Origin of the sequence: Jatrophihabitans sp. (assembly GCF_036389215.1) — a bacterium.
GTDB lineage: Bacteria > Actinomycetota > Actinomycetes > Mycobacteriales > Jatrophihabitantaceae > Jatrophihabitans_A.
Genome location: NZ_DASVQG010000172.1, coordinates 1 through 9457, shown reverse-complemented (window position 1 = coordinate 9457; position 9457 = coordinate 1). Strand labels below are relative to the sequence as shown.

Below are 9457 nucleotides of genomic sequence, written 5' to 3'. Positions count from 1 at the left end.
GGTGCTCAGCACGCCCTCGATCCGGCTCAGCCGGCCGGCGATGACGTCGGCGATCTGCTCGAACTCGCGGACCCGGACGATCGCGATCAGGTCGACGTCACCGGCGACGCTGTACACCTCGCTGACCCCGTCCAGGTCGGCAATCGCCTGGGCCACCTCCGGAATTCTGTTCGCCGCGACGCTGACCATGACGATGGTGGTGATCATGCACTGATCCTAGAACCAGCACCGGCCCGGACGGGCTGGTGCAGGACCGGAAGCCGCCGCCGGTCGGCGAACGGGTCGGCGCTGCGGCGCGCGCCCTCGGCCGAGACCAACCAGCTGCGCAACCGGCCGGCACCGGCCGCCGGCGAGCTCCACGGTTGACTGGCCGACACCAGCCGGATGCCCGGCCCGTTGAGCCAGCGCAGCAGCAGTTCGGTCTCTTCCACGGTGGCGACCGTGGCCAGGGTTGCTGAGTCGGAATTCGGTGCCACGACCTCGGCAGTATCGAGCAGGGTTGCCACCAGCGGCATCGGAGGCACGCCGCGGGGAGCTACGTCGGCCCCCACCAACCGGCCATGCCGGATCACCACCAGCTCCCAACCGCCGTCGCCGTCCGGGCGGGCGGCGACCAGCTCGGCGACCCGGGTCAGCGACACCAGCGCCTGCATCCGGGCGCAGCTGCGCACCAGGGTGGCGATCCGGTCGCGCACCACGGCGGCCTCTTCATAGCGCTGGTCGGCGGCCAGCGCGGTCAGCCGGTGCCGTAGTGGCTCGATGAGCACCGAGACATCGGCCTGCCAGGCCTGCACGACGGTATCGACCAGCCCGGCGTAGGCCTCGGGCGACATGGCGTCCTCGCACGGCGCCCCGCACTTGCCGATCCCCGCGAGCACGCAGGCATGGCGTACTGACCGGCCGGGCACCAGCCGGTCGGTGCACTGCCGCAGCGGCACGGCGTCATGAAAGGCGTCGCGCAACTGCTCGGCCTGCCTGGTGGAGCGCAACGGGCCGAAATACTGCGCGCCGTCGGCTCGGGCCTGGTGCACCACCGACAGCCGCGGAAAGGGTTCTCGGGTGAGCTTGAGCCAGATCGTCCGGTCGCTGTGCTTGGACCTCCGGTTGTAGCGGGGCTTGAGCGAGGTGATCAGGCGCAGCTCGCGGATCTGGGCCTCGAGCGGGTGTGCGCAGACGATCGACTCGACGGATTCGGCCAGGCCCACCATCTCGCCCATCCGGCTCCGGGTTTCCGAGGCCACGAAGTACTGCCGTACCCGGCTGCGCAGGTCCTTGCTGGTGCCTACGTAGAGCGGGCGCCCGGCGGCGTCGTTGAACAGGTAGACCCCGGGCGCGTGCGGCAGGTTGTCGGCGAGGTGCCGTTTGCGCCGCTGCGCATCGGTGACCTGGGAGGTGAAGGCACGCAACTCCGGCAGCGAGTGCACCCCCAGATTGCCCAGCCGGCCGATCAGGGCGTGCAACACGTCCACGGTGGCCCGGGCATCGGCCAGCGCCCGGTGATTGGGCGTGGTCGCCGCGCGGAAGAAGGTTGCCAGCGTGCTGAGCTTGCAGTTGGGCACCTCGTCCCTGGTGAGCACCCGGCGTGCCAGCAGTGCGGTGTCCAGCACTGCGGGATTGGGCCAGCGCCGCTCCTGGCGGGCGCAGGCCGCCTTGAGGAAACCGACGTCGAAGGGTGCGTTGTGCGCGACCAGTACCGCGCCGGCCGCGAACTCCAGGAACGACGGCAGCACGGAGTCCAGGGAAGGCGCCGCGGACACCATCCGGTCGGTGATGCCGGTGAGCACGCTGACGAACGGGCTGATCGGCATGCCAGGATCGACCAGGGTGGCGAACTCACCGAGCACCTCACCGGCCCGTACCTTGACGGCTCCGATCTCGGTGATCGAGTCCGTGCCCGAGGCGCCGCCGGTGGTTTCCAGGTCGACCACGACGAAGGTGGTCGCCTGCAGCGGTTCATCGAGGCAGTCCAGGCTGAGCTGGCCCCTGGTTAACAGCACCGTCATAATCGAACACGCTAGCGGTTGGGTCCGACGAAACCGCCTCGCGGCGCCCCGGCCGTGATTCCCACCGGTTGCCGGCCGCCCGGCTGTGCCGGGCTGTGGCGCCGGCAGCAAGGGCACCGCAGCATCCCCCGACCGCGCCCAGCCAAAACTGTCAGTGCCCCTGCCTACGGTGTAGACACCTGCGGAACAGAGGCCGCCGGCTGAGAGGGTGGAGGATGAGATGATCATCGACTGTGACAGCTGCGCGGCGCGCGACATCAGCTGCGGAGACTGCGTGATGGCCGCCCTGCTCGGTCCCGGCCGCGGCTCCGTCGAACTCGACAGTGCCGAGCAGGACGCCCTTGGCGTGCTGGCCAGCGGTGGCCTGCTGCCGCCGTTGCGGCTCGTGCCGACCCGGCGGCCGGAGGACCCACCGAGCACCCACACGGCTATTGCCTGATTTATTACTGCGGGCAGTGATATTCGACACGCCGACACGGCCGCATCGGATTGCTTCGAGCTGTTGGCATCCCGTAATGTTTCCGAGATCTTCTGGTTGCCGCCTCCCGACGGGAGGCACCGGAAGAAACCGCCGAGTCGGCGTCGATCAGCGCGAACGGATCTAGCGGATCTGCACCGTTTGTTGCTGTAGCCGAACCGGGGACCCAGGTTTTCTGGGGTGAATCGGAGTGGTACGGGGCGCTCGGCGAACCGGTACGGCACTGCTCCGTAGGGCTACTTCCAAGCCCGAACCCGACAGCTAACTCGGTAGGCGGTCGAGTGGAAGAGGAGTTTCGCCAACTGTGGCGTTGACTCGTGTCACGCGGCTCGGCCGCACCGTTATTGCTTCCCTGGCCGTAACCGGCGCTGTGCTGGCGGCCCCGCTGGCTGCCCAGGCCGTACCCCATCCGGAGGCTCCGGCTCCCAAGACCTCCCAGCAGGTGACCGTTCGGCTGCACGAGCTGGCCAAGGCCAGCGAGAAGCTGGCTGAGCAGCTGAACCAGGCCCAGATCGACGTCCGCGCCGCTCAGCGGACGGCCGCCGAGGCCACTCGGGCCGCCGCTGCCGCCCAGGCCGCAGCGCGCCTCGCGCAGCGGCACCTGGCCACCTCGCTGGCTTCGCAGTACAAGTCGGCCTCGTTCAGCCGGACGGCCGCGTTACTGGCCAGCAGTTCCACCGACGGCTACCTGCAGACCATCCAGTCGATGAACCTGCTCACCCAGCACCAGAGCGTGGTGGCGCTGACGGCGACCAAGGCCATCTCGACCTCGCAGGCAGCGGCCGCCCGGGCCAAGGCGGCGGTCGCCGATGCCGTCGCCAAGCGGGCCGTGATCGCCACCCGGCAGGCCGAGCTCGCCAAGCAGGTTGCCAAGTACAAGGCCTTGCTGGCCACCCTGACGGCCGCCGAGCGGGCGAGGTACTACAACCCGGTTCCGCAGCCGTCGGCGAAGGTGGTCGCACGGGTGGTGGCCCGCGCGGTGGCGCCCGCGCCCGCGCCGGTCACCGTCACCGTCAAGCGCTCGGTACCCGCCTCGCCGCGGCCTTCGTCGGCCTCCCGCGGTGCCGGTGCAGCCATCTCCGAGGCGCGCGCCCAGCTCGGCAAGCCCTACTCCTGGGGTGGCAGCGGTCCGAACACCTTCGACTGCTCCGGGTTGACCGCCTGGGCCTGGCGCGCCGCTGGTGTCAGCCTGCCGCACAACGCCGCCGCGCAGCAGGGCATGGGCCGCTCGGTGAGCCGCGGCGACCTGCAGCCCGGTGACCTGGTGTTCTTCGGTTCGCCGGCCTATCACGTCGGGCTCTACGTCGGCGACGGAATGATGATCCACGCGCCGACGAGCGGTGACGTCGTCAAGATGTCGTCGCTGTCCTACATGAGTGATTACTCAGGGGCAACCCGGGTCGGGTGAGCCAACCAGCTGAATCGAACGGGCGGGCACCGGGAACGGTCCCGCCCGTTCGGCTGTCCCGACGGCCGCGCCGCGGACGGGTGGGTCTGGCGGCGACGCTGGCCGTGGCGATGCTCGCGGGACTGATGATCCTGCTGGTGCACCATCGCCGGGCCACCGCGCCCTCTCAGGTGCCCTCCGGCGGTCCGGACTCCGCGGACGTCGCCGCGGTGCTGGCTGTGCTGCACCGGCATGCCAGCGCCCTGTTGGACCGCAACTCGCCGATCTGGGCGGCCGACCTGGACCAATCCGCGGCCGCGGCCGGTTACGCCGGGCGTCAGCGGCAGGTCTTCGCCAACCTGGCCCAGGTGCCGCTGGAGGTCTGGCGCTACGTCTTGATCGCACCGGTCACCGATTCCCACGTGCTGGCCCCGGCGGCGGCCCGACTGGGTGGCCAGGTGGTGATCGTGCACGTCGAACTGCAGTACGCGCTGAGCAAGGTCGACCCTGCCCCGACCGGCAAGCAGCTGTGGCTGACCGGCGTCCGGCGCGGCACCGACTGGAAGATCGCCGCCGATGACGACGCCGCGGCCGTCGGTGGCCCGTCCTGGCGCGGGCCGTGGGACTTCGGGCAGCTGCTGGTCCGGCGTGGCCCGCACACCCTGGTGCTTGCGCACCCGGCGCACCGGCAGGACGAGCTGGTGTTCGCCGGCCTGGTCGAGACGTCGGTTCCGGTGGTGACCAGGGTGTGGGGCCGGAACTGGAACGACCAGGTGGCGGTGCTGATCCCCGACACCGCGCAGGAGTTCGCGGCGGTCACCGGCGACAACGCCGACAGCCATGACCTGGCCGCCGTGGCGGTCGCCGATCAGGTCAGCGCCGACGGCACCGTGCTCGGCGCCCGGATCGTGCTCAACCCCGCCAACCTGGCGCGGTTGGACGCCGCCGGTCGCCGGCTGGTGGTCGGCCACGAGCTGAGCCATATCGCCTCCCGAGCCGTCACCTCCGATCAGATGCCGACCTGGCTGATCGAGGGGATGGCCGACTACGTCGGAAACCTGGACTCCGGGCTGCCGGTGGCCGACACCGCCGCCGAGCTGGCGGCCGAGGTGCGGGCCGGCAAGGTTCCCTCGGCGCTGCCGTCCGGCGCCGACTTCACCGGCGGCGCCAGGTTGCCGCAGGCCTATGAGAAATCCTGGCTCGCCTGCCGGTTGATCGCCGACCGGGTCGGCCCGAGCGGCCTGGTGCGGTTCTACCGGGTGGTGGCCCAGGCCGCCGGCGCCGATCCGGCGACCGCGGTGGCGATCGGGCTGCGGCAGGTGCTGCACACCGACGTGGCGGCCTTCACCGCGGCCTGGCGCTCCTACCTGATCGGCCAGTTGAGATGAGCCCAGTGCGATGAGTACCCGGCCGCTGCTGATCGTCACCAATGACTTCCCGCCCCGGCAGGGCGGTATCCAGTCCTTCGTCCATGAGATCGCCCGGCGGCTGCCGGCTGACCAGGTGGCCGTGTACACCTCGAACTATCCAGGCGCGCCGGCCTTCGACGCCGAGCAGGATTTTCCGGTCCGCCGCCACCCCAGCGGCCTGCTGGTACCGACGCCCGGCGCCCGGCGCCAGATCCTGCGGGCCCGGGCGGAGTTCGGCAGCACGGCGGTCTGGTTCGGGGCCTCGGCGCCCCTCGGGCTGCTGGCCGCGCCGCTTCGCCAGGCAGGTGTGCGCCGGCTGGTGGCCAGCAGCCATGGCCACGAGGCAGGTTGGGCGATGCTGCCGGTGGCCCGCCAGGCGTTGCGCCGGATCGGCAACCAGGTCGATGTGGTGACCTACCTCGCCGAGTACACCCACAAGCGGTTGGCCGGCGCGTTCGGTCCGCGGGCCACCCTGGTGCAGCTGGCCCCGGGGGTGGACATCGACACCTTCAACCCGGCGGTATCGGGAGAGGCGGTACGGCAGCGGCACGGTCTGACCGACCGCCCGGTGGTGGTGTGTGTCTCCCGGTTGGTGCCGCGCAAGGGCCAGGACGTGCTGATCCAGGCGATGCCCGCCATCCTGGCCAGGGTTGCGGAGGCGGCCCTGCTCATCGTCGGCGGCGGCCGTGACGAGCAGCGGCTGCGCAGCCTGGCGCGGCAGGCCGGCGTGGCCGAGGAGGTGGTGTTCACCGGCCCGGTGTCCTCGGCGGAGTTACCCGAGCACTTCGCGGCCGGAAACGTGTTCGCGATGCCCTGCCGGACCCGGCGGCTGGGCATGGACGTCGAAGGGCTCGGCATCGTGTTCCTGGAAGCGTCGGCGACCGGGCTGCCGGTGGTCGCCGGGAACTCCGGCGGTGCCCCCGAGGCGGTTCGGCAGGGGGTCACCGGCGAGGTCGTGGACGGCCGGGACGTGGTGGCGGTAGCTGATCGGGTCAGCGGCCTGCTCGCCGACCCGCGACGGGCCACGGCGATGGGCGCCGCGGGCCGGCGGTGGACCGAGCAGTCCTGGCGGTGGGACACGATGGCTGACCGGCTGGCCGGCCTGCTGCGGTTGTAGGTGCGGGCGGAGTAGCGGCTGCGCCTCAGTCCCTGACAGATCCGGAGTAGAGCTCCGCGATCTCGTCGGCGCACTCGGTCATCACCAGGTTGCGCTTGAGCTTGAGCGACGGGGTCAGCTGCCCACCGGCCTCGGTCCAGTCCCTGGGCAGGATGGTGAACTTCCTGATCGCCTCGGCCTTGGAGACCGCCTTGTTGGCGTCGTCGATGGCCTGCTGCACCTCTGCCCGCAGCTCCGGGTCCCGCGCCAGCTCGGCCGGGTCGGTGTCGGCGGGCTTGCCGGCCTTCTCCGCCCAGGTGGGCAGCGAGTCGGGGTCCAGGGTGATCAGGGCGGCGATGAAGGGCTGCTGATCGCCGACCACCAGGCACTGGCTGATCAGCCAATGCGCCCGCACCCGGTCCTCCAGCACGGCCGGGGCGACGTTCTTGCCGCCGGCGGTGACGATCAGCTCCTTCTTGCGCCCGGTGATCGTGAGGAAGCCGTCGTCGTCGATCTCACCGATGTCGCCGGTGTGGAACCAGGTCTTGCCGCCCCTGTCCTCCAGCGCCTCCGCGGTCGCGGCCGGGTTCTTCCAGTACCCGTCGAACACCACCGGGCCGGCCAGCAGGATCTCGCCGTCGTCGGCGATCTGGACGCTCATCCCGGCCACCGGCCGGCCCACCGAGCCGATCTTGATCCTGTCCTCGACGTTGAGGCAGGCGCCCGCGGTGGTCTCGGTGAGGCCGTAACCCTCATAGATCGTGACGCCGATCCCGCGGAAGAAGTGCCCGAGCCGGGCTCCCAGCGGCGCCCCGCCGGAGATGGCGGCGGTGCACTGGCCGCCGAGCGCGGCCCGCAGCCGTGAGTAGACCAGCTTGTCGAAGACCCGGTGCTGCAACCGCAGCGCCAGGCCGGCGCCGCCGCCGTCCTGGGCTTCGGAGTACTTGATCGCCACCGCCTCGGCCCGGTCGAAGATCTTGCCCTTGCCGTCGGCGTGGGCGCGCTGCTTGGCGGTGTTGTAGACCTTCTCGAAGACCCGGGGGACGCTGAGCACGAAGCTCGGCTGGAAGACCGCGAAGTCGGCGATCAGGTTCTTGATGTCGGCGGTGTGGCCCAGCGTGGTGCCGGTGGCGATGGCGCCCATCTCGATGGCCCGGCCGAAGATGTGCGCGATCGGCAGGAACAGCAGGGTGGAGGTGCTGGAGTTGAACAGGGTGCCCAGGTTGCTGGCCACCTCGGACACCTCGGACAGGAAGTTCAGGTGGGTCAGCTCGCAACCCTTGGGACGGCCGGTGGTGCCGGAGGTGTAGATCAGCGACGCCAGGTCGCCCGGCTTGGTGGCCGCCAGCCGGGCGTGCACCTGCTCGGCGTCGATGTCGGCTCCGGCAGCGGTCAGCTCGGCGACCGCGCCGTCCTCGATCTGCCAGACCTCCCGCAGTTGCGGCGTCCGGTCCCGCACCTCCGCCACGATCGCGGCGTGCGCCGGGGATTCGACCACCACGACCTCGGCCTCGGAGTCGGACAGGATCCACTCGACCTGTTCGGCGGAGGAGGTCTCATAGATCGGTACCACCACCGCGCCGACGGACAGCACGGCGAAGTCGAAGAGCGTCCACTCGTAGCGGTTCTTGCTCATCAGGGCGACCCGGTCACCGGCGGCGATCCCGGCCGCCAGCAGGCCCCGGGCGACGCCGAGCACCTGGTCGGCGAACTCCGCCGCTGTCACCTCGCGCCAGCCGTCTCCGTCGCGGACCTTCAGCGACACCAGGTCCGGCCGGGTGCGGGCGTTGTCGAAGATGTACTGGGCCGCGCTGTTCTGCGGCGGTGCACCGGCGCTGGGGATGGTCAGCTCACGCACTCGATCGCCTCTCGAGGAGATGTGTCTGTGTGCAAGGTAGCTCGGGCCGCAGGCTACCGGAGATTACCGGTTGCTTGGCGTGTCATCCTGCCGTTATGCAGCCGCCGGTGCATCTGATCGATGAAACCTGGATCGACGCGCCACCGGCAACAGTGTCTGCCGCGGTGGGCGATCCCGCCAACTGGCAGCCGTGGTGGCCCTACCTCCAGGTCACGGTGACCCGTGACCGGGGGCTCAAGGGCATGCAGTTCGCGGCAGCCCCGGCCCCGGGGAGCGGCTGGCCGGCCCTGGCCGGAACGGTGGAGATCTGGCTGGAGCCGTTCAAGTCGGGGGTGATCCTGCACCACTTCCTGCGACTGGAACCCGCCGGCGGCCAGCGGTTGCCGGCCCGGGCGGCCCGCCGGTGGAGCCGGCAGGCAGGCTGGCACGCCAAGCGGGTGTTCTGGCGGCTCAAGGACGAGCTCGAGGGCGGCAGCTGAGAGCCATGCCGGGCGATGTGCGGGTCAGCCGCCATCGGCCGGCGAGCTCGGCGGTAACCTTCGGCGCATGGCCGATGAGTCAACCCAGTCGATCACCATCAACGCAGCTCCCGCCGCCGTGATGGCGGTGATCGCCGACTTCGCCGCCTACCCGCAGTGGGCCAAGTCGGTGAAGTCCGCCGAGGTGACCGTGCCGGGCCCGAACGGCCGCGCCACGCAGGTCGCCTTCAAGATCGACGCGGGCGTGATCCGTGACGACTACGAACTCGCCTACGTCTGGCACGACGAGCGGAAGGTCTCCTGGACGCTGGTCAAGGGCCAGATGCAGAAGTCCCAGCGCGGCTCGTACACCCTCGAGCCGACCGGCAACGGCGCCACCGAGGTGACGTACAACCTTGCCGTCGATCTTGCGATGCCGATGCTGGGCATGCTCAAGCGCAAGGCCGAGAAGGTCGTGATGGATACCGCGCTCAAGGAGCTGAAGAAGCGCGTCGAGACCGGTTGATCCCCTTCGACCCCCGATTGGCGGCCGCGTGACCTCCTTCCAAGCTGCCCCCGACGCCGTTCGCGCTGCCCCCGGCGCCGTTCGCGCTGCCCCCGACGCCGGCGGCGGTCGCTGATGGCGCTTGCGATCGGGGTCGACATCGGTGGCACCAAGGTCGCCGCGGGCGTGGTGGACGACCAGGGCCGGGTGATCGACAGCACCCGGCGACCGACTCCCGGCTCTGACGTCGCCAAGACCGAGGC

General features: G+C 70.6%; 10 protein-coding genes and 1 riboswitch. Of the genes, 7 read left to right on the top strand and 3 right to left on the bottom strand.

Features of this window, described 5'->3' with window-relative positions; translation table 11 throughout:
• Both VF542_RS08795 and VF542_RS08790 read right to left on the bottom strand, forming a co-directional pair.
• Window positions 1-207 (bottom strand): Lrp/AsnC family transcriptional regulator (locus VF542_RS08795; protein ID WP_408651326.1); only part of this gene is annotated, 207 nt, incomplete at its 3' end.
• On the bottom strand, window positions 204-2003 hold the full coding sequence (locus VF542_RS08790; RefSeq protein WP_408651325.1) for a DEDD exonuclease domain-containing protein: 1800 nt from the start codon (window positions 2001-2003) through the stop codon (window positions 204-206). The genes VF542_RS08795 and VF542_RS08790, both read right to left, overlap by 4 nt.
• Window positions 2004-2223: 220 nt before the next feature.
• Between VF542_RS08790 and VF542_RS08785 the strand changes: the two genes are divergently transcribed.
• The 4 genes from VF542_RS08785 to VF542_RS08770 all read left to right on the top strand — a co-directional run bounded on the left by VF542_RS08785 (window position 2224) and on the right by VF542_RS08770 (window position 6394).
• Window positions 2224-2442, top strand: coding sequence for a hypothetical protein (locus tag VF542_RS08785; protein ID WP_408651324.1), 219 nt, complete (start codon window positions 2224-2226; stop codon window positions 2440-2442).
• A 174-nt stretch (window positions 2443-2616) separates the two neighbouring features.
• A riboswitch (cyclic di-AMP (ydaO/yuaA leader) is annotated at window positions 2617-2770 on the top strand.
• Window positions 2771-2785: 15 nt separating this feature from the next.
• Window positions 2786-3889, top strand: a complete 1104-nt coding sequence (locus VF542_RS08780; protein WP_408651323.1) for a C40 family peptidase — start codon at window positions 2786-2788, stop codon at window positions 3887-3889.
• Between the two features lie 80 nt (window positions 3890-3969).
• Complete coding sequence (locus VF542_RS08775) at window positions 3970-5256, top strand: hypothetical protein (protein ID WP_408651322.1); 1287 nt, start codon at window positions 3970-3972, stop codon at window positions 5254-5256.
• A gap of 10 nt (window positions 5257-5266) precedes the next feature.
• Window positions 5267-6394 (top strand): glycosyltransferase family 4 protein, encoded by a 1128-nt coding sequence (locus tag VF542_RS08770; RefSeq protein ID WP_408651321.1) that lies wholly within the window; start codon window positions 5267-5269, stop codon window positions 6392-6394.
• Window positions 6395-6419: 25 nt separating this feature from the next.
• On the opposite strand, the gene VF542_RS08765 is transcribed toward VF542_RS08770, so the two are convergent.
• Window positions 6420-8231 (bottom strand): AMP-dependent synthetase/ligase, encoded by a 1812-nt coding sequence (locus VF542_RS08765; protein WP_408651320.1) that lies wholly within the window; start codon window positions 8229-8231, stop codon window positions 6420-6422.
• 107 nt (window positions 8232-8338) lie between these two features.
• Here VF542_RS08765 and VF542_RS08760 point away from each other — a divergent pair, with 107 nt between their 5' ends.
• From VF542_RS08760 to VF542_RS08750, 3 genes are all read left to right on the top strand, one after another.
• On the top strand, window positions 8339-8710 hold the full coding sequence (locus VF542_RS08760) for a polyketide cyclase / dehydrase and lipid transport (protein WP_408651319.1): 372 nt from the start codon (window positions 8339-8341) through the stop codon (window positions 8708-8710).
• 67 nt (window positions 8711-8777) lie between these two features.
• Window positions 8778-9215: an SRPBCC family protein gene (locus VF542_RS08755; RefSeq protein ID WP_408651318.1), complete on the top strand. Its 438-nt coding sequence runs from the start codon at window positions 8778-8780 to the stop codon at window positions 9213-9215.
• Between the two features lie 114 nt (window positions 9216-9329).
• The coding region (locus tag VF542_RS08750) for an ROK family protein (protein ID WP_408651327.1) at window positions 9330-9457 on the top strand (128 nt) is incomplete at its 3' end.